Source organism: Pseudomonas sp. GW821-FHT09E12 (assembly GCF_059416085.1).
Genome location: NZ_JBWKOM010000001.1, coordinates 282,615 through 303,845 on the forward strand (window position 1 = coordinate 282,615; position 21,231 = coordinate 303,845).

Annotated in this window: 34 protein-coding genes; 20 read left to right on the forward strand and 14 right to left on the reverse strand. The window is 57.6% G+C overall.

The window, feature by feature from the left end:
- Window positions 1–59: 59 nt before the first annotated feature.
- From AC07PQ_RS01335 to AC07PQ_RS01380, 10 genes are all read right to left on the reverse strand, one after another.
- The gene (locus AC07PQ_RS01335; RefSeq protein WP_493184703.1) at window positions 60–737 is read right to left on the reverse strand and encodes a bacteriophage antitermination protein Q; all 678 of its coding nucleotides are present in this window, start codon (window positions 735–737) and stop codon (window positions 60–62) included.
- Window positions 734–1,315: a recombination protein NinG gene (locus tag AC07PQ_RS01340; RefSeq protein WP_493184702.1), complete on the reverse strand. Its 582-nt coding sequence runs from the start codon at window positions 1,313–1,315 to the stop codon at window positions 734–736. Before AC07PQ_RS01340 ends, AC07PQ_RS01335 begins: the two co-directional genes overlap by 4 nt.
- On the reverse strand, window positions 1,312–1,782 hold the full coding sequence (locus tag AC07PQ_RS01345; protein ID WP_493184701.1) for a hypothetical protein: 471 nt from the start codon (window positions 1,780–1,782) through the stop codon (window positions 1,312–1,314). Before AC07PQ_RS01345 ends, AC07PQ_RS01340 begins: the two co-directional genes overlap by 4 nt.
- Window positions 1,775–1,954: a hypothetical protein gene (locus AC07PQ_RS01350; protein WP_493184700.1), complete on the reverse strand. Its 180-nt coding sequence runs from the start codon at window positions 1,952–1,954 to the stop codon at window positions 1,775–1,777. The genes AC07PQ_RS01345 and AC07PQ_RS01350 overlap by 8 nt, the downstream gene beginning before the upstream one ends.
- The gene (locus AC07PQ_RS01355) at window positions 1,951–2,544 is read right to left on the reverse strand and encodes a hypothetical protein (protein WP_493184699.1); all 594 of its coding nucleotides are present in this window, start codon (window positions 2,542–2,544) and stop codon (window positions 1,951–1,953) included. Before AC07PQ_RS01355 ends, AC07PQ_RS01350 begins: the two co-directional genes overlap by 4 nt.
- Window positions 2,541–3,047: a hypothetical protein gene (locus AC07PQ_RS01360; protein ID WP_493184698.1), complete on the reverse strand. Its 507-nt coding sequence runs from the start codon at window positions 3,045–3,047 to the stop codon at window positions 2,541–2,543. Before AC07PQ_RS01360 ends, AC07PQ_RS01355 begins: the two co-directional genes overlap by 4 nt.
- Entirely contained in the window at window positions 3,047–3,841 is a 795-nt protein-coding gene (locus AC07PQ_RS01365; protein ID WP_493184697.1) for a hypothetical protein, read from the reverse strand. The genes AC07PQ_RS01360 and AC07PQ_RS01365 overlap by 1 nt, the downstream gene beginning before the upstream one ends.
- Window positions 3,828–4,802, reverse strand: coding sequence for a phage replication protein (locus AC07PQ_RS01370; RefSeq protein WP_493184696.1), 975 nt, complete (start codon window positions 4,800–4,802; stop codon window positions 3,828–3,830). Before AC07PQ_RS01370 ends, AC07PQ_RS01365 begins: the two co-directional genes overlap by 14 nt.
- Window position 4,803: 1 nt before the next feature.
- Complete coding sequence (locus AC07PQ_RS01375; RefSeq protein WP_493184695.1) at window positions 4,804–5,226, reverse strand: phage regulatory CII family protein; 423 nt, start codon at window positions 5,224–5,226, stop codon at window positions 4,804–4,806.
- A gap of 82 nt (window positions 5,227–5,308) precedes the next feature.
- The gene (locus AC07PQ_RS01380; RefSeq protein WP_493184694.1) at window positions 5,309–5,524 is read right to left on the reverse strand and encodes a hypothetical protein; all 216 of its coding nucleotides are present in this window, start codon (window positions 5,522–5,524) and stop codon (window positions 5,309–5,311) included.
- Window positions 5,525–5,611: 87 nt separating this feature from the next.
- Here AC07PQ_RS01380 and AC07PQ_RS01385 point away from each other — a divergent pair, with 87 nt between their 5' ends.
- From AC07PQ_RS01385 to AC07PQ_RS01425, 9 genes are all read left to right on the forward strand, one after another.
- Window positions 5,612–6,277: a LexA family protein gene (locus AC07PQ_RS01385; RefSeq protein WP_493184693.1), complete on the forward strand. Its 666-nt coding sequence runs from the start codon at window positions 5,612–5,614 to the stop codon at window positions 6,275–6,277.
- The gene (locus AC07PQ_RS01390; RefSeq protein WP_493184692.1) at window positions 6,278–6,481 is read left to right on the forward strand and encodes a hypothetical protein; all 204 of its coding nucleotides are present in this window, start codon (window positions 6,278–6,280) and stop codon (window positions 6,479–6,481) included.
- 336 nt (window positions 6,482–6,817) lie between these two features.
- Window positions 6,818–7,963: an ImmA/IrrE family metallo-endopeptidase gene (locus AC07PQ_RS01395; protein WP_493184691.1), complete on the forward strand. Its 1,146-nt coding sequence runs from the start codon at window positions 6,818–6,820 to the stop codon at window positions 7,961–7,963.
- Entirely contained in the window at window positions 7,950–8,426 is a 477-nt protein-coding gene (locus tag AC07PQ_RS01400) for a DUF4411 family protein (RefSeq protein ID WP_493184690.1), read from the forward strand. The genes AC07PQ_RS01395 and AC07PQ_RS01400 overlap by 14 nt, the downstream gene beginning before the upstream one ends.
- A 110-nt stretch (window positions 8,427–8,536) precedes the next feature.
- Window positions 8,537–9,139: a hypothetical protein gene (locus tag AC07PQ_RS01405; RefSeq protein ID WP_493184689.1), complete on the forward strand. Its 603-nt coding sequence runs from the start codon at window positions 8,537–8,539 to the stop codon at window positions 9,137–9,139.
- Window positions 9,140–9,306: 167 nt separating this feature from the next.
- On the forward strand, window positions 9,307–9,558 hold the full coding sequence (locus AC07PQ_RS01410; protein WP_493184688.1) for a DUF1654 domain-containing protein: 252 nt from the start codon (window positions 9,307–9,309) through the stop codon (window positions 9,556–9,558).
- 416 nt (window positions 9,559–9,974) lie between these two features.
- On the forward strand, window positions 9,975–10,175 hold the full coding sequence (locus AC07PQ_RS01415) for a hypothetical protein (RefSeq protein ID WP_493184687.1): 201 nt from the start codon (window positions 9,975–9,977) through the stop codon (window positions 10,173–10,175).
- Window positions 10,176–10,236: 61 nt separating this feature from the next.
- On the forward strand, window positions 10,237–10,458 hold the full coding sequence (locus AC07PQ_RS01420) for a hypothetical protein (protein WP_493184686.1): 222 nt from the start codon (window positions 10,237–10,239) through the stop codon (window positions 10,456–10,458).
- 68 nt (window positions 10,459–10,526) lie between these two features.
- Window positions 10,527–11,309, forward strand: coding sequence for a hypothetical protein (locus AC07PQ_RS01425; protein ID WP_493184685.1), 783 nt, complete (start codon window positions 10,527–10,529; stop codon window positions 11,307–11,309).
- A gap of 286 nt (window positions 11,310–11,595) precedes the next feature.
- Here the strand turns inward: AC07PQ_RS01425 and AC07PQ_RS01430 are convergent, their stop codons facing one another.
- Window positions 11,596–12,003 carry a hypothetical protein gene (locus tag AC07PQ_RS01430; protein WP_493184684.1) on the reverse strand — a complete coding sequence of 136 codons (408 nt, stop codon included), beginning with the start codon at window positions 12,001–12,003 and terminating at the stop codon, window positions 11,596–11,598.
- 382 nt (window positions 12,004–12,385) lie between these two features.
- On the opposite strand from AC07PQ_RS01430, the gene AC07PQ_RS01435 reads away from it, so the two are divergent.
- The 9 genes from AC07PQ_RS01435 (at window position 12,386) to AC07PQ_RS01475 (ending at window position 17,251) form a co-directional block, all read left to right on the forward strand.
- Complete coding sequence (locus AC07PQ_RS01435; RefSeq protein ID WP_493184683.1) at window positions 12,386–12,679, forward strand: hypothetical protein; 294 nt, start codon at window positions 12,386–12,388, stop codon at window positions 12,677–12,679.
- 21 nt (window positions 12,680–12,700) lie between these two features.
- The gene (locus AC07PQ_RS01440) at window positions 12,701–13,141 is read left to right on the forward strand and encodes a hypothetical protein (protein ID WP_493184682.1); all 441 of its coding nucleotides are present in this window, start codon (window positions 12,701–12,703) and stop codon (window positions 13,139–13,141) included.
- Window positions 13,138–13,329, forward strand: a complete 192-nt coding sequence (locus AC07PQ_RS01445) for a hypothetical protein (protein WP_493184681.1) — start codon at window positions 13,138–13,140, stop codon at window positions 13,327–13,329. Before AC07PQ_RS01440 ends, AC07PQ_RS01445 begins: the two co-directional genes overlap by 4 nt.
- A complete protein-coding gene (locus tag AC07PQ_RS01450) occupies window positions 13,326–13,520 on the forward strand; it encodes a hypothetical protein (RefSeq protein ID WP_493184680.1) in 195 nt (64 codons plus the stop codon). The genes AC07PQ_RS01445 and AC07PQ_RS01450 overlap by 4 nt, the downstream gene beginning before the upstream one ends.
- 156 nt (window positions 13,521–13,676) lie before the next feature.
- Window positions 13,677–14,747, forward strand: a complete 1,071-nt coding sequence (locus AC07PQ_RS01455; RefSeq protein WP_493184679.1) for a hypothetical protein — start codon at window positions 13,677–13,679, stop codon at window positions 14,745–14,747.
- Between the two features lie 10 nt (window positions 14,748–14,757).
- The gene (locus AC07PQ_RS01460) at window positions 14,758–15,519 is read left to right on the forward strand and encodes an ERF family protein (RefSeq protein ID WP_493184678.1); all 762 of its coding nucleotides are present in this window, start codon (window positions 14,758–14,760) and stop codon (window positions 15,517–15,519) included.
- Window positions 15,516–16,283, forward strand: a complete 768-nt coding sequence (locus AC07PQ_RS01465; RefSeq protein WP_493184677.1) for a lambda exonuclease family protein — start codon at window positions 15,516–15,518, stop codon at window positions 16,281–16,283. The genes AC07PQ_RS01460 and AC07PQ_RS01465 overlap by 4 nt, the downstream gene beginning before the upstream one ends.
- Window positions 16,280–16,873, forward strand: coding sequence for a hypothetical protein (locus tag AC07PQ_RS01470; RefSeq protein ID WP_493184676.1), 594 nt, complete (start codon window positions 16,280–16,282; stop codon window positions 16,871–16,873). The genes AC07PQ_RS01465 and AC07PQ_RS01470 overlap by 4 nt, the downstream gene beginning before the upstream one ends.
- A gap of 69 nt (window positions 16,874–16,942) precedes the next feature.
- Window positions 16,943–17,251 carry a hypothetical protein gene (locus tag AC07PQ_RS01475; protein ID WP_493184675.1) on the forward strand — a complete coding sequence of 103 codons (309 nt, stop codon included), beginning with the start codon at window positions 16,943–16,945 and terminating at the stop codon, window positions 17,249–17,251.
- A 7-nt stretch (window positions 17,252–17,258) separates the two neighbouring features.
- Here the strand turns inward: AC07PQ_RS01475 and AC07PQ_RS01480 are convergent, their stop codons facing one another.
- Entirely contained in the window at window positions 17,259–17,495 is a 237-nt protein-coding gene (locus AC07PQ_RS01480; RefSeq protein WP_493184674.1) for a hypothetical protein, read from the reverse strand.
- Between the two features lie 85 nt (window positions 17,496–17,580).
- Complete coding sequence (locus tag AC07PQ_RS01485) at window positions 17,581–18,150, reverse strand: hypothetical protein (protein ID WP_493184673.1); 570 nt, start codon at window positions 18,148–18,150, stop codon at window positions 17,581–17,583.
- Between the two features lie 103 nt (window positions 18,151–18,253).
- Between AC07PQ_RS01485 and yejK the strand changes: the two genes are divergently transcribed.
- On the forward strand, window positions 18,254–19,270 hold the full coding sequence (gene yejK, locus AC07PQ_RS01490) for a nucleoid-associated protein YejK (protein ID WP_493184672.1): 1,017 nt from the start codon (window positions 18,254–18,256) through the stop codon (window positions 19,268–19,270).
- On the opposite strand, the gene AC07PQ_RS01495 is transcribed toward yejK, so the two are convergent.
- The gene (locus AC07PQ_RS01495) at window positions 19,271–19,486 is read right to left on the reverse strand and encodes a hypothetical protein (RefSeq protein WP_493184671.1); all 216 of its coding nucleotides are present in this window, start codon (window positions 19,484–19,486) and stop codon (window positions 19,271–19,273) included. It abuts the gene before it with no gap.
- Window positions 19,487–19,569: 83 nt separating this feature from the next.
- Here AC07PQ_RS01495 and AC07PQ_RS01500 point away from each other — a divergent pair, with 83 nt between their 5' ends.
- The gene (locus tag AC07PQ_RS01500; RefSeq protein ID WP_493184670.1) at window positions 19,570–20,979 is read left to right on the forward strand and encodes a DNA cytosine methyltransferase; all 1,410 of its coding nucleotides are present in this window, start codon (window positions 19,570–19,572) and stop codon (window positions 20,977–20,979) included.
- The last annotated feature ends 252 nt before the right edge of the window (window positions 20,980–21,231 follow it).

Genomic DNA, 21,231 nt, shown 5'->3' on the forward strand with positions numbered 1-21,231 from the left:
TTCGCGTTACTTGTGCACTATGGGAAAAGTACGCGCAAAACCCCACCATGTCAATACCTTTATGCTGCTTCTTGATCTTTTTCCGAGTGAATCACCTGCCATATAGGCTGCTGGGCTTGCATATCCACTTCCTCGATAACTTTTTTCAGTGAATCCCACAAAGCAATCCAGTCCCTGTTCCAGTGCTTTGGCTCGATCGACACACCGAAAAAGGCATTCATCTCAGCCGCCACCCGCGCCGGCCCCCACTCCGCCGCGCCATGCACCTCCCCCTTATACGACTGCAGGGCCAGGGTGACCAGGTACTGCGCCTTTACGCGCTTGGCCGAGGTCAGATCGGGCAACGCCGCCTTGGCGGTGATCAGCAGCACAGCATTCAGCAGATGCCGCATGTTCATCGCAGGGTGATACAGGTAATGTCCGAACTGCTGCACCTGGAACGGCAGAGTGTCGATCGCGCGCAGCACCTTGCCGATCATGGCCAGGTGCGCGGCGCGGGCGGTGGACCGGCCGACTGGCGTGCGGCGCGTCTCGCTGATGCTGATCCTCTCGCGCACGACCTGGATGCGCTCTTCCTTGTCATCACCCAGCGCAGCGAATACAGCTTCATGCCGGCGCATGCGGGCGCCCTTCTTCACCGGCGCCGATTCTGCTCGATCAATGGCCGCAGCGCTGATCGACGCGTTCGATTCGTGCTGAGCCTCGGTCCATACCTGCCTTGCGTTGATCAGTTTCATGCTGATTCCCTCTTCAGATCTTTGATCAGTTCTCGATACTTGGCCTTCAGTGCCTTGAGCTCGTCGATGGTGTACTTGCGGGCCGAATGAGGGCCTTCAAGCCACTCGACCTTCTCAGCGCCGATCCGCCGCACCAGCTCAATGCGGTAATTCACGATGTCGCCGGACTTGTGGTTGTTGCATGGCGCGCATTGCTTCCAGACATTGAGCGGCTCAAAACGAAGCTCTGGGTTCGCTCCTACGGTGCGGTAGTGCCCGGCGTGGTATTGGCCTTCGTGATGGCGCCCGCAGCTCACGCAGGGCAATGCGGCGTCACGCAGGCGGACCCACTCGTTGAAAGCCTGCTGAGCCTCCCGGGCGTGATCGCCGCGAGTCTTCACTCGCTCCTTCGCTGCGCGGATCTCCTTGCGGCCTACCTCGGCAAGCGACTTGCGCGCCCTTTCCTGGTTGCGCGGGGCGTCGACGATCGCGCATGCCGGGCTGCATACGGCTTGTCCCAGGCGCTGCGGCACGAATGAGGCCCTGCACGTATCGACGCGGCATTTCTTCGGCTTGGGCGGTTTCCGCTCAATCGTCATGCGGCCTCCTGGCTCAGCAGGTCACTGAAAACCACGCCATGGCCGGTGAAGTACGCAGCCATGCGATCGGTGTACTGGATGCCCTGGCCGCGATTGAACAGGCTGGTCACCGGGAAACCATCCGGGCCAAACAGCTTGCAGCCGCCCATCATGCTCAGCTTCGTCTCGTAGGGAAGATGGCGCATGACCCGGTACCACTCAGCCTGAAACCCGGCATCCTCGTTCAGCAGGATCTGTACGCCGAAGTGCAGCTTGCAGTACCGGCGCGCGTCTCCTGCATCGCCGATCTGGGTCATTTCGGAAATGCGCTTGTACATGGCGAACCACAGGGCGTTCTGGTCGAGCGTGCGATCCTTCCCAGGGCGCAGGGAGACGACCACGAACTTCTTCTCCCGGTACATGGTGGTCAGGCAGGTGATGGCTTCGGAGAGCTTGGCCTGGCAGTTGACGGAGATTTTGTCAGTCATGCTTGGCCACCATCTTCCAGAGCATCACCAGCGGATAAAGCACTGGAAAAGTCAGAGGAAGCGAAAGAACCAACAGGTGACTGGCGAACTCAACGCCGCATTCGGCCGCGGCGTTAAGGTTCGACCAGAACCCAGTAAAAGACCGCTTGTACAGCTTCCAGAACTCCTTCATGGCTGCTCTCCCTTGCCCATGGCGGCGTCGATGATCAAATCCAGCTCGGGCTTAGCAGAGCCCCACTCGCTGACTGGGTATTGCTCAGCGTCGATCTCTACGCGGCCACGGATCGGCGCTGGCCCGGCGGCGTAGAAGTTGAGGTCGCAAGCATTCGCGCAAATCCACTGATACCGCTCTGCGTCCTTGCGCAGCTCCTCGTTCTCGGCCTTGAGCTGGCCGGCACCACGCTGCACAGTCTCCATCTGGCTGCGCAGCGAGCCGTTCTCCGCGTTGACGTGGCTGAACTGGGTGGCGATGTGCTCTTCTAGCGATACCTGGTCACGCTGCCAGTCGATATCGTCGTGGTAGTAGCCGAAGCGCTCGCAGAGACTGCGGTGGAAGTTTTTGAAGCTGGCCTTGAGTTGGTCAATTTCGGCACGAGCTGCCTGAATGGCCCGAAAGTTTGGGTTTTCGTCCCGCCGCTCGATTTCGGCGATCAGCTCGAGTGCGACTGTAGGAGTGCACACCATGTTCCAGAGGTCTTCCTTATCGGGAAAACTGCTATTCACGTCCTCAGCCAGCCGCTTCAGTTCGGTGTAGTCGCTCATTGCGCGATCCCCTTCAGCAAGGCCTGCAGCTGCTTCAACTTACCCAGGGCCTCGGCATTACTCTCCTGATCAGCCGCCACAGAAAGAGCCACTTCTTCGATGCGAGCCGCCATGGCCTTCATGCGCTGGCCAAACTCTTCAGCAAGCACGAACACTTCACCGGAGAGCGCAGCAAGTGAGTCCAGCACGCCGACTTCGGCTTTCTTGATGGAAACTACGGTTTGGGCTGCGGTCTTCGGCATGGCTTGTTCTTTCCTTGGTTTTTGGGTAGCGGTGGTGCGCTGGAAGTGACCATTGACTGGCTCGCGGATCAGGCCGTGTTCTTTCAGTGCGCCAAGGCAGGCGCGAACTGCCGGGAATTCAGCGCTGCTGGTTTTCGAGGCTTGCAGGGCCCGATGGATTTCGAGCGCGGCCCAGTGCTGCTGGATCGGGACGACTTGGAAGACCTTGCGGGCCAGTGCCGTCTGGCCGGCGAGCATCTGTTGTTGCCTGGTTTCGTTCATCAAAGGCTCTCCTTGCGTTGTGCCGCCGCAATAGCCTTGCGGGCTTTGCGTTTGCGCAAATACGTGTCGACACGATCAGCCTGGGCCTTCTTCAACCGCTGACGGTCATTGCGTGCTTTTGCCGCATCCACGATCTGGCGGACTTCAGCGAGCCTTTCGCGAAGATGTGGCGACGGATTCGCTTGGGATCCGGTGAGCAGCCCAGCAATGGCCTGGCCGTCGGCGGTGATTGGGGTGATGCGAAGATCTGCCAAGTACTGAGTGGCGGACTGCTGAGTAATCAGTTGCATCCGGACCGCTGACTCTATGGCGATGACCCGGCGCCCTGGGTCGAATCCAAGGGAGACGCTCCAGGTAGTTGGAATGGCTTCTGCCCGAGCCGTTGCCACCAGGCGGTCGTAGGCGCTGTTGAACGCCATGCGTGCGCCCACCTTGTCACCAAGCCGCAGGATCGGAGCAGCAGCGGTCATGGCCTGCTGGATCTCGGCCGTCATCACTACGGTTTCGATCTCGTCACTAGCGAGCAGCGCGATCGACCAGGCTTCATCTTTTCCTGGGCGGCCATCCATGAGTTGCACGCGCGACAGGATGTCCGCCATGGCGAGCTTGCCCTTCACTTCGAAGCGGCACGCCTTCAGTGCAGCCTTGACGACGGGTACCGGGTACGCACACAGGTCTTCAGCCATCATCGCCGCAGTTCCAGGGTTCATCTCCTGCCCCATGGCCTCAGCAGTGGCGCAGATCGCGGACGCCAGCCCGGCTACCTGCTGATCGTTCATTTCAGAGGTATTCATTGCGATCACCTGCTTGGCGCTTGGCCAGAACCATCTGGGCTGCCTGCTCCGCCGCGGAGAGGTTCGCCTCGGTACGCTCCATCTGGCGGGCAGTTGCCCCGTTGATGCGCTGGCCGGTAATCCACTGGGTGTGGTAGCTCTCGGCGTTGGCCAGCAGCTCGTTGAGGCTGTGGCACTTGCGGAGAATGGAAGCGTCACTGGTTTTCAGGTAATGGGCCGCCACATGGTGAGCAACATCGGCACCGAGACGATCCACAAGCTGGGCCATCTGCTTGCCGACCTTGCCATTCCACACCGGCCAGGCGCCGTAGCGCTTGCGGTAGGCCATGGCGTAGTTCGCCCAGACCTTGAAGGTCTTGCATGACTGGTCCTTTGGGCCTGGCATGTCGGCAGGGATTTCCACCCGAGGTACTTCGAGGCGATCCAGAACCACCAAGCCGCTGGACGGAGCCGGCTTGCCCGGACCGTCCTGCAAGTCCTGACTTGTCCCCTGATTGGTATCCTGATGATTGGTATCCTGATTTGTCGGATTTTTTTCCGACCCTGGCTCGGATTTTCTTCCGACCTTGCTCGGAGATTTTTCCGAGGTAGATCGGATTTTTTTCCGACCTTGGTTCTCTGGTGGGGTCGGATATTTTTCCGACCCATCAAGCTTCTGGTTCCACTCGACGGCCTTCTCGGTCAGCCGGAAAAGCGTGATGTTGGAAGTGCTGGAAAGTTCGATTAAACCGGCCTCGTCCAGGGCCTTCAGCATGCGATAGGCAGTGTCCGGCTTGTCAGTGAGAAGCGGCAGCTCCTCGACGATCTTGGCCTTGCTCAGCGCGAAGAAGATCCCATCGTCGGTCTTAACCGGCTTGGTCCAGCTCGGGCAGCCGTAGATGAAGGCGAACAGCAGGGCCTGCTGAGAATTCAGCCCCCACTCGAGCGCCTTCACCTGGTTGATCGTGATGGTGAATTGCATTTCAAGCGGCCTTTACCGACGCATCCATCACGTCGAGGCTGTGGCGAACATGGTTGATCTCTTGGCGGATCTGGGATTTCTCAAAAGTGCTGACGTGGTTGTCGCCCAGGGCTTCGTGGACCGCGATTGTCAGGTCTGCCACTTCCTTACCGACATTGATTAGGGATTTGGTCAGGGCTTGAGGCTCGGGCGCCTTCCGCGCCACCAGATCAAAACCAAACTCATTGGCCAGGGCCGCGAGCGGACGCATATCGCCGGTGTGCAGCAAAATCCCGAACAAGTGCTCAACCGTCAGGTGGTGAGCGTCGTTGTCCGGGTTGGCGCGCTGCAACAGACTGACGTGGGGAACGCCCATCTTCGCCGCCAGGGCCTTGGCCTCGTTGTCCAGCACAGCGCTCTGGCAGGACCGCAGAAAATCTTCCATTCGTAAAACCTCACTTTTGTTTCCGTGGCGCCCTGCCTTGGTGGTGGGCGATCATTTGTTCATCGAATCAGCGAGAGCCTGATCAGGCGGCCATTTCGGCCCAAGGAAACGACGGACATAGGGATTCTTTTTTGAAAGCACCTTCGGTCAACGCCTCCGCTCGCTTGGCAATAACTGGAGACATGCCGTGCTTCCCCCGAACCCATCCGGAAACGGTGCTTTGATCAACCTTGAGCTTTTCGGCGGTTGCCTCCTGCGTACCGAAGTAGTCAACGAGGCCCTTGTAAATTTCGGTCATGATGCCCCTCCATACGGGAATACCCATATATTAGATTATGGGAATGCCGATTTGCAAGAATATGGGAGCGCCCGTAATACTCCCGCAATGGAATTCAAAGACCGTTTAAAAGCCGCACGCCGGCACGCGAAGCTCAACCAGGCTGAACTGGCCGCCAAGGCGGGCATCACACAAACATCGATTTCTGACCTCGAGCGCGGGAAGTCGAAAGCTACTGCGCATGTTGTAAAGATTGCTGACGCTTGCGGTGTGAGTGCCAAGTGGCTGTCAGATGAGATCGGCCCTATGACATCAACGGCGGGGAGCGGACCGGCCGAGTCCAATGTCTCGATGGCCGTCCAGCCATCACGGTCCTTCCGATACCCTGTCATCAGCTGGGTCGCCGCCGGCGCCTGGGCAGAGGCTGTGGAGCCCTACCCGGCCGGAATTTCAGACACCTACGAGTTTTCCGAATACGACTCGAAAGGCCCGGCGTTCTGGCTGAAGGTCAAAGGCGATTCGATGACTGCGCCGGCCGGACAGAGCATCACGGAGGGTACGTTGATCCTGGTCGATACCGAAGTCGAGGTGGCCCCCGGCAAGCTGGTAATTGCCAAGCTCCCAGACAGCAATGAAGCAACATTCAAGAAATTGGTGAGCGATGGGGGGCGGCTGTTCTTGAAGCCGCTAAATTCTGGCTACCCAATCGAGCCGGTCGACGAGAATTGCCGGATTGTGGGCGTCGTGGTGCAGGCTCTGCAGAAGTTCTACTAGATGCCAAAGAAGCAGCCGGTGGATACCAAGGCAGCGACTGCTGCTGATATCGAACGATCCATCCAGGCCCTCAACAAAATGGCTGAGCGGCTTTGGGGTGATGGACGAGAGGCTGAGGCCAAGGCCCTCCTCGATGCCCTGGACGCGCTGAATCGGGCGCTCGATCGGATCAGGATTGGAGAAAGTCGCAGGGTTCTTCATTGAAACGTGCACGCCCCAGCTGAAGGCTGGGCGTATTAACAGCGAGGCTGATGGGTGATGGGGCTGCTCGACTTTTTATCCGACCTTCTCGGCGGTCTCGCTAATCTCCAGCCTTACGAAAAGCCTCGCAGGGTCTTCACGCGAGGCTTTGTTGCATTCTGCGTGATGGTGGCTGTTCTTGAGCTGATAGCGCTAAACCAGTTCTATGCAGCGCGTGGATGAGGTGAAGGCGAGAAGGATTGCGCGGGAGGATGGATGAGGAAAATTCGACTAGAACAAGGTCGATGCGTAGACTAAACGTCAAACTGAGAGAGGGCTGACCTGCGGGTTGAGGGGCACATGGAGCGAATAAATTTCAATCAAGGCAGGATCGCCTGGTGCTGCGAAGATAGCAAGATCACGCTTTCAATTCTTGCTCTCGAAACGGGCATTTCGGAGAGCACTCTCGAAAAAGCTATGTCTGAGGGGCGCGGTCTAACCTTCAATCAGCTCAAAAAAGTTGCAGAGTACTTTGGTCGTGGCATTCTTTTTTTTATGGAAGAAGGCCCTGCTGACTCAGTAAAAGTCCACACTGCAGCATTTAGAAGCATTGCAAACCAAAAGCCAACTATCTCGACAAAACTGCGGGCTCTTATTGAGCGTGCCGAACGTCAAAGAGATATCTATCTTGGCCTGCGCGAAGAAATAGGGCTTGACGATGATTTGGAATTTGTACCGCCAAAGCTATCAACCCATGCGCGCGAAGCAGCAAAAACCGCAAGAGCCTGGCTCGGACTATCAACCGAAAATACATTTGATCAATATCGTGCGGCGGTAGAGCGGAAAGGGATCTTGGTATTCCGAAGCAATGGATACAATGGTCAATGGCAGATAGCTAAAGACAATCCCGTTCTAGGTTTTTCTCTTTACGATCAGAAGTGCCCTCTGATTTTTGTAAAGAAACAGTATTTTGAAGCGCTGCAGACATTTACCATCATGCACGAGCTTGGTCACATACTTCTGCACAGAACGAGCTCAATTGACGATGATGCCGATCTTCATCATAGTAGTGGCTCGGAGCGTGAGGCAAATGAGTTTGCAGGACTAATACTTGTTCCTGACAGTTTCCTGGAAACAATTAGCATTCATGACAAACCAAATAACGCTGATGAGTACGATGAATGGCTGTCCCCATACAGAAAGCGATGGGGAGTAAGCGGTGAGGTTATTCTCCGAAGATTGCTTGACGCAGGCCGACTTAGCGGAGAAGAGTATGGAGCCTATCGCGCGTGGAGAAGCAAGCTAAAGATTCCCGAGCTTGATGGCGGAGGTAATAGAGGTTATCGACACCGCGAACCCAAACATATATTCGGGGATGGCTTTGTTCGCGTCGTATTAGACTCTCTTACTGCAAAAAATATTACGCTATCCAAAGCAAGCAGCTACCTTGATGGAATCAAGGTAAAGGATATACACGATCTTAAGGGATATTATGTGGGCGCTTGATGCTTCATCAATTATCTATGCCTGGGATAACTATCCTAAAGATCAATTCCCAAAACTATGGAGCTGGCTTGAAAGTTTGGCATTCATTGGAGAAATCTCCATTTCATCCGTAGCCCATCAAGAGGTTACTCATAAAATCCCAGAGTGCGGAAATTGGTTAGATACAGTTGAGATATCAATACTCCACCCAAATACCAAAATACTGCTCTGCGCAACTCGCTTAAAAGAAATGCTAGAAATCCAAGGAGACAAGTACGGCGCTGGCGTAGGTGAGAACGATTTAATTATTATAGCAACGGCTGAGTCAAATGGGATAAATTTGGTATCAAACGAAAAGGTTCAGTTTGACCTTCCAAAGACACTTTCCAAATATAAAATTCCAGCTGTATGCAAGAAAAAGATTCCTCCGACAACGTGTATTGATTTCTTAGAATTCATTAAGCAATCCAAAGAAACATTCTAATCAAGCCCGGCCCAGCGCCGGGCTTTTTGTTTCCGCCCTCCCCGCCTGACCCCGTAGCCCGCCATTGGCGGGCTTTCTGTTGGGTGATGGCGCGGGGCCAGAATGGTAGAATGATCACCTTTTGGGGAGGGATACCTATGCGAGGGTTTGGAATTCTTGCGATCGTGCTCGGGGTTATCGTCATGCTCAGCGCGATGGTCATGGACGTTTCTGTTCCGGCCGGTATGGGTCGGGTGAATAACTTGGGGCTAATGGCTGACCGCCAGAATTACACCATCATCGGCGGCGTACTTCTGATTGCCGGGCTGCTGATGGCGATGCTTGGCCGTCGCAACCAAGGCGCTCCTGTAGCAACGCTCGACTCGGGCACCAGGCCTTGCCCTATGTGTGCTGAGACAATCAAGAACGCCGCCATCAAGTGCAAGCACTGCGGTGCCGATATTGATGCAGCCAAGGAGCCACGCCTGAAGAATGGCTGGGTTGCTTCAGTTCCATGCAGAGATATCGAAGAGCAAGATCGTGTGAGAGATGCAATATCTGCTCTTGATCTGCCTGTAGTCCAAATGATCGGCCTGGCTATCGGTGCTGGCCCCTTCGAAACAAAAGATGAAGCCAAACAGGCTCTGGCCGTTTTACGCAATGAGCCAAGGCTTTTCAGTGAGGTCGTATATCGGGACTCGGTGAGCGGCAAGTACCCGCCGATCTCTGACTAGAAACAGGAATCCATCCGAGGCCCGCTAAGTGCGGGCTTTTTTGTGTCCGCCGGAGAGGTATTCATTCGAGGTCCCTACTCATTCAAACGATTAGCTTCACTTCCCTATTGCCAATTTATGGCAGCATAAATACTGTATATATATACAGTATTAACAAGGAGCGAGCCGTGAACCAAGCACCATCCCAAAAACCAAAACAAAGAAACTCCTATGAGCTGGTAGGTCGACGCATACAGGGAATAATCGCCTCCCCTGGTGTGCAGAAGATTCAAATGGTTGTCGTCTCAAGGCGTGACGACGAGAGCCAGGAAGCATGGCAGCAGGTGATCCAGGATATCGGCGATACCGTCGGCATTCGCGTAGAGCATTTACATGATGGGGCCGTCAGGATCGGCTGGCGAGAATATTGCGACGCATAAATGAGCCCGCCTTTGAGCGGGCTTTTTATCGCCTCCTATAAAAAATATGGGAATACCCATTGACCATGAATATGGGATTACCTATATTTGTATCCAGGCCAGCGACACAGGCCCAGCAGCGAAAGCCGCGCCGCTCTTTAACAACACGAAATCTTCGCGGATCGATCCCCGGAAACGGGCACAGCGCGAAACACAAACTTCGATCCCCATGCAGGCTCTGGAACCTGCCGGACTCCACTCATTGGAGGACGCCAAACCATGCAAGCCAGCCGGCGAAGAACACCGAACACGAAATGTGTGACGCCGGCCAGGTGGGGAAACCGCGGCGCCGCGCATGGGGCGGATAGCAACACGGAATTTTTCACTGATGCACCTGGGCGACCGGGTGCATTGGGAAAACAACCGGAGAAAACGAAATGCCAACGAAGCGCGGAAGCGAAATTGAAGTGGGTGACGTTATCTATGTCGGCATCGGCAGTCGCACAGGCCGAGTGATTGAGTTCAAAGCCCACCCCCGGCTTGCAGAGCTGAACCCTGGCTACACCGGTCGCGTAGCGGTTACTGATCGCGGCTCGATCACGATAATTGATCAGTTGCCAACCAGGATGCCGGCGTGACGGACCTTTTCACTTCTGCCACCGCATCGGTGGCAGCGGGAAACAACCGGAGGGATTCACGATGTTCAACATGGCAACCATGGCGGCTGACGAATGCCGCGAAGACAAAGCAGATCGCGCCTACTACAGCTGGCTTTCCAAGGTGGAAAAGCTGACCGGCCAGACCATCGAGCTTGGCTCGCAGGAAGAGAGCGACTTTGGAGACTTTCACCGGGAAGGCCTCACCCCGACAGAGGCTGTGACCGAGATGCTCGCCCAGCAGGAGCTGGAGCGCGCAGCTTGACGATTTCACTGGCTGGCCTTGGCGACAGGGCCAGACGGGAAATCAACCGATCAAGCACGGAGCATCAAATGAGCAAACAAACCCTTCAAGCGCTGCTTGCCGAGCGCGTCACTGCATACGCCCAGTCCGACCGTCCGCGCGAATTGATCGACGAGGGCATCGAAGAGATGTTCAAGTCCGTCGTCAAGGATGCATTCCGCTCCTATGGCGACTTCTCTGGCCAGATCAAACAGGCCGTAAAGGACGCCCTTCCGGCGAACGTCTCCGATATGTTCGAGCTTCAGCGGTACAACGCCCTGATCGCCAACGCCCTGCGTCAGCGCTGGGAAGCGGCGGCCATGGGGTCGGTAATCCTCGAGCACGCCGACAAGTCAATTACGGAAGTGCTTTCTGCCGATGGCCTGCTGACCGGCGAGGTTTCACTGAAAGCCCTGCTCGACGAGTTTATCGGCGATCACAGGGATCAGGCCGCCGAAGAGCGCTGGAGTAGTCCTGACATACGATTCGAAGAAAGCATCAGCGGGTCGACCGAGTTCCTCTACATCGCTTTCGACCCTGAGCCAGAAGACAGTAGCGAGCGGCAGATCTATGGTTCCAGCGGGCGTAGCAAATATAACCTGAAGCACTCGCTTCACATCCATATCAAGGGCGACCGCGAAACCGGCGACAGGTTCCGCCCGAAAGAGCAGTACGGCGAAGTGATGAGTGCCAAGCTCGACGACAAAAAGATTACGCTCAACATGAACATCAGGACGAAGTGGGAGCGCATGCTCGCGTCCTTGTACTTCGGCAATGCGATTCTTGTTATCGACTGCGACCCCGACGACTTCAGCTACGGTCTCGACGACTGACCCCTTTCCCGGAAGAGGTCGCTCTCTCCGCTTAAGCCAAACCTGATTTTCGCGAAAGCCAACAACGCGGCCTGGATTCGTTCGGCCTGAATTTGGCTCCGGCCTCGATAGACCAACGCTCTTTAGCTCCACCACACCAAAGATTCAAGGTAGCGAGCCGAACGCCTTCAAGTCTGGTACAGGGGATGCCTCACCCCGTGGCCAGCAGCGTAGATGGCCCTAGATCAAAGAGTGCTGACGGATGGGATGCCATTGCATGGACTACATCGCGGTCAGTGAGAAGGAATCACCTAACACCAGCATCCCTTCTGGATCTGGCCAGACGCCGTATCTCAGTGCCAGCGTGATGCTTTCGAGTAACCTTCGAGTGCCTAAAGAACACAATGGACCCCGCAGTCAGCGCAATCAGCACCATCCGCAGGGCCAGCGCTACGGCCTCCATCCCGGTCTTGGTTCGACTGAACCCCATCGACATCAGGATGAGCACCATAAGCAAAAAGCCCAACTCAAGCGAAACCAGAATGATCGAGGCGCGCATCAAGCGGTTCTTACGGATAGCCCTCGTTGCCGCCCTGGTGAGCGCCCTGGTAATCCCAGTCGCTGAAAGCATCTTCATCACCAGCACCACCGGGAAGCTCGTGATGCGATCAATCGACTTCTTCGCCTTCGCGGCAATGGCTTTCAGTTTTTCCAACGCATATCTCCTCAACCGGCGCCTGAACAAGAACGACGAATTGTAGGCTTCAGCTCAACCTGCGCGGAGGGCACGACCCTGAAATAGATGAACGAATTACCTTGCGGGTCGCAGTAAGCCTGAAGGCTGCGACCGACGCCGGGCAGGCAGCGGCCAGTTAGGCCATTCGATGTCACCGCGCATCGGCCGGGTTTCCGGTGGGCCACCATCGCGCACGAAGAAAACTTGACGCTTCAAACCCAGGCCGTCGCCAGTCGCGGGCCTGGGCTCCCTTCCTGCTTCTCCCCCGAACCCAACAGAAAGCACTCCACGGCGCCCACCGGCAAACAGCTGTGCGCGAGTGCTTTCGATTGGATTTGAACCACGAACACTGGAGGTCGCCATGCTCGAACAGATCGACAAACTCATCGATGACCTGGGCAAGGCGAGCCACCTTGCCTACCTGAAACGCGAGCGAGTGCGGATTCAAGCGGACGCCCGGCCCAAGTGTGGCAATTGCTACTTCTGGATGAAGTCCCGCGAGTGCCCGGCTGAGAAGAACGTGAACGGTATGAGCCGCGGACCATCGTGCAACGGCGTCGCCTGCCAGAAGTTTCAGGCGTGCCCACGCAAACAAGAGACGTTCGCCAAGCTCCTTTCAGACAACGAAGCCGAAATTACCGCGGTTACCGCTTAACTCGCCATGCAGGAGGCGACCATGAACGCAGCACTGAAGATTTGCCAGGAGCGCTTCGACGCTTTGTTGCCTGCTGAGGCACCCGACAACAGCGAAGCCGAGCGCGAATGGCTGGAGCATGCGGCGGAACAGTTGGTGTGCGGCGCTGACGTGTCGTGGAAGCGGCGCTACAGCAAGCCAGTCACCGTCACGGCTGATCAGTTCGCCACCTACCTCCAGGGCCACCTGAATCAGCGGCAGATCGACGACCTGGACGAGCGTGATTCGTTCGCTCGCCTGGTTCTTGCCGCGGTCGTTGGGAGCCAGAGCGAATCCTACAGCCATGCCGGCGATTTACTCGGTTCAGAAAGGCCTGTTCAGGCCCTGGAACAGATCGCCATGGCCCTGCTCAGGCCCTACGCCGCCGACGCGGTGGCGGCTGAGCAGGAAGAGCGGGAAGACGATGTGGATGGCGATCTATGAGCCCTCACATCCTCATCGACCAGGCCCTCGACGGGGTCGCCGATCCAAATAGCCAGTCGGACATCGACGTCCTGGTGCAGGCGCTTATCACTCGCCTGTTCACCGATGGCGCAATCACCACTGACGAGTTCAACCACTACTGCAAGCGCCTGATGGAAGCCTGTCAGCGGCGCAAGGAGGCAATGTGAGTACTGCACCAGTTAAGTCCCTGATCGATGAACAGTTCGACGAAATCGAAGCGAAGCTGGTCATGCTGGGCTTCGGCCTTCCCTTCAACGAAGTGATCGGCCTGCCGCGAGAGCGTGCCGTGGCCAGCCTGCCCCAGCGCCTGGCGCCGACGATGAAGGGCGGCCGGATCGCGGTGAGGGTTCGGCCATGAGTAGTCGCCAGGTTGCCCGCCGCGCGGCCTACTGGCGCGGATCTGCAATCACCCTTCTCTTCTGCACCTTCCTGATGCTGCTGGGCGCCCTCGCCGATCGCATCACTTCCTAAACCACCTCTTCAAGCGCTGCGAGATTCGCGGCAAGGAACTCCCGTGTCCGCACAAACCGAACTGGCCGTAGTGCCGCCTCAAGAAACTGCCCTCACCGTCTACAGCACGCCGAACGGCCTTGAACCATGGCTGCAACAGATCCGCAGCAAGATCGATGGCTTCACTCCGGACATCAGCACTCGAAAGGGTCGTGAAGCAATCGCATCAATGGCCTATGCCGTAGCCCGCTCCAAAACAGCCCTGGATGACGTCGGCAAGAAGCTGGTCGCCGACCTGAAGGAAGTGCCGAAGAAGATCGACGCCGAGCGCAAGCGCGTCCGGGACACCCTGGAAGCATGGCAGGAAGAAGTCCGCCGGCCGCTGAATGAATGGGAAGAGGCTGAGGCTGCCAAGAAACGAGAGATCGAAGCCTGGGTTGGCGAACTGCGCTTGGACCCGCAGATCATCAGTGCCGCCGACTCCGAGTACCTTCGAATCAGCATCGGAGCCTTTGAAAACATAGTGATCGACGGTGAGTGGCTGGGCGATCACGAAGCCGAGGCACTTCGATTAAAGGCAGACACTTTGGCAGCCCTGCGTTCCGCCCTCGAAAAGCGCGAACAGTACGAAGCAGAACAGGCCGAGCTTGCCCGCCTGCGCGCCGAGGCTGAAGCCCGCGAGCAGAAGGATCGTGAGGAGCGCATCGCCCGGGAAGCCGCCGAGCGCGCCCGTATCGAAGCCGAGCAGAAAGCCCAGGCCGAGCGTGAAGCCACTTTGCGCCGCGAGCAGGAAGCCAAAGCCGCCGCCGAGCGCCGTGAACTGGAACTGAAGCTGCAGGCCGAGCAAGCCGAACGCGCAGCGGCCCAGGCGAAAGCGGATCAGGCTGCCGCCGAACAGCGCGCTGAGCAAGCTGCCGAACAGGCGCGCATTGAAGAACGCCGCCGGGCAGACGCCGCTGCCGCCGAGATCGTGCGACAGCAGCAGGCCAGGGAAGCCGACAAGGCCCACAAATCCAGGGTTATGGGCACCGCGAAAGAGGCGCTGATGTCGATGAACATCACCGAGGAATTGGCCAAGGCCATTGTGCTCAAGATCGCCCGCGGCGAAGTCCCGAACATCACCATCAACTTCTGAGGTAGCCGCCATGAGCAGCACCATTATCGTGCCGGAGCAGCGCCGCCAGTCAGTGGCTGCGCAAGGCCCCGTCGACAACAGCATCATGGCGGTGATCAGCCGGGCGGCCGCCGATCCAACCTGCGACATCGAGAAGATGGAGCGCCTCCTGGCCATGCATGAGCGTATGCAGGCCAAGACAGCGGAGGCGGCCTTTAACGCCGGCATGGCGCAGATGCAGTGCGAGATCCCTACAGTGTTCGAAGCCGCGGTGAACCTGCACACCGGCAACGCTTACGCCACGCTCGACGACATCACGCGCATTATCAAACCGATCATGCAGCGACACGGCTTCGCGATCACCTTCAAGGTGGAGAACCAAGAGAAGTCGATCAGCGTCACCGGCATCCTGATGCACCGCGACGGCCACCGTGAGCAGACCACCATGACCTTGCCGGCCGACATCGGCAAAGGCAGGAATGAGGTTCAGGCGGTCGGCTCCTCCACCACCTACGGCAAGCGCTACGTCATGTGCGCCCTGCTCAACATCACGACCAGCGAGGTTCGGGACGATGACGCTCAGTCGGCGGATGGCTCCGATACCGCCGAAATGCGCGCCCAGGCGGTGACCGAGATCCTTGCCCAGGTCGAAGCGGCCGCATCCCCCGATGAGCTCAAGGATGTCTGGCAGGCATCGCTGAAGGTTCTGCAGGCCAGCGGCGACAAGGCCGGTTACGACACGGTAAAGATCGCCGTGACCAAGCGGAAGACATTACTGGAGGCCAATTCATGATTATCGTCAATTGCACCCAGGGCTCGCCCGAGTGGCTGAAGGCCCGCGCTGGAGTTATCACCGCCAGCATGTTCAGCACCGCCCGCTCGAAGGTGAACGGGCTCACCACGCAGCAGCGCACATACGTCGACGCCATCCTGGCCGGTCACAGTGAAGCCAAGGCGCGTGACCTGGCGGCCTACAAAGCTCCGCCGAAGGCCGAAGTTGTGCAAAGGGCGCTGGATGGCGAAAAGGTGGGCGAGCCATCGAATGCCGCCCTCACCTACGCCTTCGAGCTTGCCGTCGAGCGCATCGGCGGCGCCCCGCTCGACGGGGGCTTCGAGACTTGGCAAATGCGTCGAGGACACGAGATGGAGCCCGACGCCCGGATGGAGCACGAGCTTCAGACAGGCCTGATCGTTACTCAGGTCGGCCTGGTCAAGACCGACGACGGCGTGTTCGGCGCCAGCGCGGACGGCTTCATCGGCGAAGACGGCGGTAGCGAGTACAAGTGCTTCCTGGCCCCGGACAAGCTGCGCGCATTCCATATCGATAACGACGCCAGCGAAGTCATCGACCAGGTGCAGGGCTGCATGTGGATCACCGGCCGCAAGTGGTGGCATATCGGGATGTACTGCCCCCTCCTTAAGCCGGTCGGGCGCCAACTCTGGCTGCAAGAGTTCAAGCGGGATGACGACTACATCGAAAAGCTCGAGGAAGACCTGTGGGAGTTCAAGCTGCTGGTCGATCAGTACGAGGCAAAGCTGAGGAGTAAGGCGGCATGATCAGCAATCACTTGAGCCTGGTCGAAGCTCTTCGGCCAGCATCCAACGAACTGGCCGCCCAGGTCGAGCAGTTCCTGGCGGCCGGCGGGAAGATCGAAGAGGCCGAGCCTATCGGTTACAAGCCCAAGCCGATCACCTACCGCAACCAAATGCCGCCAGCGCCGAAGCCGTTCGTACGGAGACGGGTTGAGCCTGAGCCTAAGCCGCTCACCCCGGCGGACATTCGTCACCAGAAGCGCATGGCCCTCGTCGAGAAGATCAGAGGCATGGCGCCCACGCACACCCAGTCTGAGATTGTGGAAGTCTTGGGGATCGGCCGTCGCCAGCTCTACAACATCGCTCAGGACTACTGCCTAACGTTCAAACGCCCAGTCCGCGGCGGCGCGAACGACGCCCATCGAACTGAGCAAATGAAGTCCAGGGACGCGAAGCTCGCCGAGCGTATCAAGGCGTTCAAGGAACTGGGCATCACTCGGCGCCAGGTGTGCGGGAAACTTGGTATCGCAAACAAGACCCTCGAGCGAATCCTCGCCGAACACGGGATCGACTATCCAAAAGCACAGCGCGGCTGCACTTCATGCGTCGCATAGCCCGCATCCAGCAACGCAAACGACAGACCTGGCTGGCACTGCCGGCCAGCGGAATTAAAGAGGTAGGCCATGGCCAAGAGCAACGCGCAATTGCAGAAGGACAAACGCGCCAAGGAGAAGGCGCTGCTCGAGCGGATCGGCGCCGAGAAACGTTCGCTGATTGTTTCGAAAGCTCTCGATGACGCCCTGCTGATCCTCGGCGAGCGCCACGGCTTCGAGGAATGGCAGGAAACGATCTCTACGATGGTGATCAACTTGTCTGCAGCGCCCGCAGAAGAATCCGCCCGCTACGCCACCATGTCGCGACCTGAAATTGTCGTTACTGAAAAGTGGTCGCGACAGCTTGATAAGTTCGCAGAGACCGGATTTGAGGCGTAGCTCGAGCCTAACTCCTCTTGCGCTGATTCTCTTCTTCGATGGTTTTCTCTGCGATCTGAAGCCCTCGCTTGTAAGCCTCTTCCTTGCTTGGGAGGCCATATGCGTGCGCTACAGCACCTCCTGGAAACTTGACCGACACACGGTATTCGCTCTTTTCGGGATTATCCGTAGGCGACGAGAGGACATAGATGTCGGCTTTAGTGCCGTCATGATGGGTATACGCGCCATCTGGCATATCACTCATTTTGCCTCCTATAACCGGCCCCATGCCGGTCACCCGTAATACCCCAACCCAAACCAAATTGCCACCACGATTAGGGGAGCGGTGACTAGTCCCGCATACCGGCGGTAAACCTCATTTGACTTGATGACATTTTTCTAAAAGGATGAGCTCCTAAGCCTGCTTCTTTGTGAAGCTCATAAATCATTGCCCTGCAAGCATCGAAGCAGGCCCGCACGTTGGTCGTCGTCAGACTGGTTTGCCAACCGACTGGAAACTGCTGTTCATGAGGCCAAATCATATCTTCAGTTTCCACTGAAAAGCTGTACGTTTCGGTCCTACCATGAGCCATTTCATTTCGGAACTTTATCGCCGCGGCGACCTCAGGATAGGACTCATCGATACTGGAAGCTTGTAGACCGACCTTTCCCCTAAGAAGTTTGTATTTAGTCCAGACGGGTGTTCTGTCCGTTTTTTCGTTCCATTTTTCAAACCCACTCAGGCTGCCTAGATGATTGAGGTACGCCTCAATCATGAAGCCAGAAAGTATTAAGGAGTTCAGCAGGTTGTAAGAACGACCCTCTTCCTCATTTTCTGCGGAAGTTAAGGCGGCTCTAGCTCCTACGTGAAGAAAAGTGAAGGTGAAAAGTTTCGTTTCTCCGATGATATTTCCAGACATTTTAGATCCTCAGTGCCGGTCTCCCGTAATACCCCAACCTAAACCAAATTGCCACCATGCCGCATCCGGCCACGGAGGGCGGCGCCTACCCGAGGTAATCGCAATGCCTGTTTTTCACAGCGTCATCCACAAGATCGACAAAAAGCCAGATGGCAGCCCTGCCGTTCTGTTTCTCGGCGGCGCCGAGCAGGTCGAGAGCCAGGCTCGCGACGATCTGATGTGCCAGTTCAGCGAAAGCTACAACGCCACCTCCAGCAAGGGCTGGGGCTGCTTCCACGCCGAATCGGGCGCATATCCGCTGAGTAGATGGCTCGACAAGTACCTGGCCGGCGGTAGCGGCTTTCTGGACTTCAGCACTACCGCCGTCGAGCACCTGACAAAGCTGATGGAAGAGTCGAACCTGACAACCGGCGGGCACGCGCTCTTCTGCCACTACCAGCAAGGTATGACAGAATACTTGGTCATTGCCCTGGTGCAGGAGACGGATGCGGTGACCATGACCGAAGAGCTGAGCCTGATGACGGTCAAGCGCCTGGATCTGGATCACATCCGCCTGGCGGCTCGCATTAACCTGAGCGAGTGGAAGGACAACCCGAAATCGCGCCAGTACATCTCGTACATCAAGGGGAGGCAGGGCCGCAAAATCAGCGAGTACTTCCGCGACTTCATCGGGTGCCAGGAAGGAATCGACGCCCCGGGCGAAACGCGGACTCTGCTCAAGGCCTTCAATGACTTCGTTGAAAGCGAGGATCTTGCCGAAGAATCCGCTCGAGAGAAAACACAGGCACTGGTGAGCTACTCAATGGCCCAGGCCAAGCTGGGCGAGCCGATTACGCTTGACGAACTGTCGGAGCTGATCGACGAAGACCAGCCGAAAAGCTTCTACGACTTCATTAAGGCGAAGGACTATGGGCTGTCCGACACGCTGCCGCCGGACAAAAAGACCCTCAACAAATTCCGGCGCTTCACTGGTCGGGCCGAGGGTCTGTCGATAAGTTTCGAGCAACATCTGCTCGGTTCCAAGATCGAGTTCGACGAGGCCGGTGGCACGCTGACTTTGCGCGGACTTCCTACTCAGCTCACCGAGCAGCTCAAGCGTGCCTCCAGCTCTCTGGGATGATCAGAGCTTTTTAAACGTCAGCGTGGTGTTCTGTGGGGGATAGATTGACATGCTGTCACGAACTTCGTAGCTAGCAATCACTTCTCCCGCTTCGTTTATCTCATCGTAGTAATCGATGTCGGTATCTCGGCCTTTGCGCTGCTCTGACTTTGAGCTGGTGTGCTTGAGTTCGTGACCTTCAGGTATCCCAATCAACTTGCGATGCTCTTCGCTCATTTCAGCTCCCTAATCCGGCCCCATGCCGGGCCATCAACCAATAGCCCACAAACTCGAATCACGCCAGCCGGCGAGGATCAACCATGCCCATTACCTATGGAAGCGTCTGCAGCGGCATTGAAGCTGCGACCCAGGCCTGGCACCCGCTAGGAATGCGTGCCGCCTGGTTCGCTGAGATTGAGCCGTTCCCGTGCGCGGTGCTGGCCCACCACTACCCCGATACGCCAAACCTCGGCGACATGACCCGTTTGGCTGCCCTGGTGCTGGCCGGCAAGATCGCCGCGCCGGATATCCTCGTCGGCGGCACACCCTGCCAGGCCTTCAGCGTGGCCGGTATGCGCGAAGGCCTAACCGATCCCCGCGGCGCCCTCACCATCAAATACGTGGAGCTTGCAGATGCAGTTGACTATGTTCGAGCAAGTCAGCGAAAGCCGCCCTGCATCATTGTCTGGGAGAACGTCCCCGGCGTCCTCAGTGACAAGGGGAACGCCTTCGGATGCTTTCTTGGCGCGCTTGCTGGGGAAGACTGCGAGCTGCAGCCTCCAGGGAAAAAGTGGCAGGACGCTGGTTGTGTGTATGGACCCAAAAGAACAATCGCGTGGCGGGTCCTGGACGCCCAATATTTCGGCCTGGCCCAACGACGCCGTCGTGTGTTCGTTGTCGCAAGTGCTCGAGACGGGTTCGATCCCACCGAGGTTCTTTTTGAGCGCGAAGGCATGCGCCGGGATACTGCGCCGCGCCGAGGCGAGGGGCAAGACGTTACCGGAACAGCTCCTTTCGGCCCTGCGCTCCAGTGCGGATGCGGATACGTCTTCGGGGAATCCCTAGGCGTCTACGGCTGCCCGAACTGCGAGGGCGACGAGGGCCCGGCGATCGGGATGTTCGGCGGGATACCGGCATTCGGCGGTCACAGCCTGGGCGGCTCGATCGAGCGCGCAGCAACACTCACCGCGAAAGACAGTCGGCTGGACATGGAGAGCGAGACATTTTTCGTCGTGCCGCCGATTGACGCGAGCTACGGCCGGCTCCACGGGTGCAGTCACCAAGATGCAAATCACGGCCATAGCCATCTGGTGGTGCACGGAACACAAGACCCTGACATCCGAGTAGACCAGGCGCACACGCTGGGCAGGAACAATGGGGCCGAGAATGCACTGCTTGATGTCCGCCCTATATCCGTGACGCTTCGAGGGCGCGATGGCGGCGGAACCGCCGAACTCGGCGGCGATGTGCAGAACTGCCTCAGGGCTTCGGCCGGCGGCGGCGACAAGGCCTATGCGTTGGTTGATTCGGCTGTGCGGCGCCTCACTCCCGTCGAGTGCGAGCGCCTTCAGGGCATGGCCGACAACTACACGCTGATCCCGTGGCGCGGCAAGCCTGCCAGCGAATGTCCTGATGGACCGCGCTATAAGGCGATCGGCAACAGCAAGGCAGTCACCGTGGTTCGCTGGATCGGGATGCGGATTCTGCGACAGATCGACGGCCTAGGTTGATCAGTCCCACAGATTGTTTTGCGCATCAATAAGCGGTTGCGATGTTCCATGCTCCCTCTGACTTCGGAGCCAGTCCCTGCTCCTGGGTACGTTGAAAACTCGAACGTTGTTACGCATCAATTGAAGCGCAGTTCCAGAGATGCGATACCAGCCGCAGCCCGCACAATCCACCAGCCGGCCTTGTTGAATATCAGGGACATCCGTCGCTGGCTCATCACAAACAAAGCATCGCATATCTCACCCCCATTGATT

Excerpts from the sequence above, each read along its gene's own strand:
- AC07PQ_RS01335 (WP_493184703.1), bottom strand. The coding sequence starts at position 737 with ATGAAACTGATCAACGCAAGGCAGGTATGGACCGAGGCTCAGCACGAA.
- AC07PQ_RS01340 (WP_493184702.1), bottom strand. The coding sequence starts at position 1,315 with ATGACGATTGAGCGGAAACCGCCCAAGCCGAAGAAATGCCGCGTCGAT.
- AC07PQ_RS01345 (WP_493184701.1), bottom strand. The coding sequence starts at position 1,782 with ATGACTGACAAAATCTCCGTCAACTGCCAGGCCAAGCTCTCCGAAGCC.
- AC07PQ_RS01350 (WP_493184700.1), bottom strand. The coding sequence starts at position 1,954 with ATGAAGGAGTTCTGGAAGCTGTACAAGCGGTCTTTTACTGGGTTCTGG.
- AC07PQ_RS01355 (WP_493184699.1), bottom strand. The coding sequence starts at position 2,544 with ATGAGCGACTACACCGAACTGAAGCGGCTGGCTGAGGACGTGAATAGC.
- AC07PQ_RS01360 (WP_493184698.1), bottom strand. The coding sequence starts at position 3,047 with ATGAACGAAACCAGGCAACAACAGATGCTCGCCGGCCAGACGGCACTG.
- AC07PQ_RS01365 (WP_493184697.1), bottom strand. The coding sequence starts at position 3,841 with ATGAATACCTCTGAAATGAACGATCAGCAGGTAGCCGGGCTGGCGTCC.
- AC07PQ_RS01370 (WP_493184696.1), bottom strand. The coding sequence starts at position 4,802 with ATGCAATTCACCATCACGATCAACCAGGTGAAGGCGCTCGAGTGGGGG.
- AC07PQ_RS01375 (WP_493184695.1), bottom strand. The coding sequence starts at position 5,226 with ATGGAAGATTTTCTGCGGTCCTGCCAGAGCGCTGTGCTGGACAACGAG.
- AC07PQ_RS01380 (WP_493184694.1), bottom strand. The coding sequence starts at position 5,524 with ATGACCGAAATTTACAAGGGCCTCGTTGACTACTTCGGTACGCAGGAG.
- AC07PQ_RS01385 (WP_493184693.1), top strand. The coding sequence starts at position 5,612 with ATGGAATTCAAAGACCGTTTAAAAGCCGCACGCCGGCACGCGAAGCTC.
- AC07PQ_RS01390 (WP_493184692.1), top strand. The coding sequence starts at position 6,278 with ATGCCAAAGAAGCAGCCGGTGGATACCAAGGCAGCGACTGCTGCTGAT.
- AC07PQ_RS01395 (WP_493184691.1), top strand. The coding sequence starts at position 6,818 with ATGGAGCGAATAAATTTCAATCAAGGCAGGATCGCCTGGTGCTGCGAA.
- AC07PQ_RS01400 (WP_493184690.1), top strand. The coding sequence starts at position 7,950 with ATGTGGGCGCTTGATGCTTCATCAATTATCTATGCCTGGGATAACTAT.
- AC07PQ_RS01405 (WP_493184689.1), top strand. The coding sequence starts at position 8,537 with ATGATCACCTTTTGGGGAGGGATACCTATGCGAGGGTTTGGAATTCTT.
- AC07PQ_RS01415 (WP_493184687.1), top strand. The coding sequence starts at position 9,975 with ATGCCAACGAAGCGCGGAAGCGAAATTGAAGTGGGTGACGTTATCTAT.
- AC07PQ_RS01420 (WP_493184686.1), top strand. The coding sequence starts at position 10,237 with ATGTTCAACATGGCAACCATGGCGGCTGACGAATGCCGCGAAGACAAA.
- AC07PQ_RS01425 (WP_493184685.1), top strand. The coding sequence starts at position 10,527 with ATGAGCAAACAAACCCTTCAAGCGCTGCTTGCCGAGCGCGTCACTGCA.
- AC07PQ_RS01435 (WP_493184683.1), top strand. The coding sequence starts at position 12,386 with ATGCTCGAACAGATCGACAAACTCATCGATGACCTGGGCAAGGCGAGC.
- AC07PQ_RS01440 (WP_493184682.1), top strand. The coding sequence starts at position 12,701 with ATGAACGCAGCACTGAAGATTTGCCAGGAGCGCTTCGACGCTTTGTTG.
- AC07PQ_RS01445 (WP_493184681.1), top strand. The coding sequence starts at position 13,138 with ATGAGCCCTCACATCCTCATCGACCAGGCCCTCGACGGGGTCGCCGAT.
- AC07PQ_RS01460 (WP_493184678.1), top strand. The coding sequence starts at position 14,758 with ATGAGCAGCACCATTATCGTGCCGGAGCAGCGCCGCCAGTCAGTGGCT.
- AC07PQ_RS01465 (WP_493184677.1), top strand. The coding sequence starts at position 15,516 with ATGATTATCGTCAATTGCACCCAGGGCTCGCCCGAGTGGCTGAAGGCC.
- AC07PQ_RS01470 (WP_493184676.1), top strand. The coding sequence starts at position 16,280 with ATGATCAGCAATCACTTGAGCCTGGTCGAAGCTCTTCGGCCAGCATCC.
- AC07PQ_RS01475 (WP_493184675.1), top strand. The coding sequence starts at position 16,943 with ATGGCCAAGAGCAACGCGCAATTGCAGAAGGACAAACGCGCCAAGGAG.
- AC07PQ_RS01480 (WP_493184674.1), bottom strand. The coding sequence starts at position 17,495 with ATGAGTGATATGCCAGATGGCGCGTATACCCATCATGACGGCACTAAA.
- AC07PQ_RS01485 (WP_493184673.1), bottom strand. The coding sequence starts at position 18,150 with ATGTCTGGAAATATCATCGGAGAAACGAAACTTTTCACCTTCACTTTT.
- yejK (WP_493184672.1), top strand. The coding sequence starts at position 18,254 with ATGCCTGTTTTTCACAGCGTCATCCACAAGATCGACAAAAAGCCAGAT.
- AC07PQ_RS01495 (WP_493184671.1), bottom strand. The coding sequence starts at position 19,486 with ATGAGCGAAGAGCATCGCAAGTTGATTGGGATACCTGAAGGTCACGAA.
- AC07PQ_RS01500 (WP_493184670.1), top strand. The coding sequence starts at position 19,570 with ATGCCCATTACCTATGGAAGCGTCTGCAGCGGCATTGAAGCTGCGACC.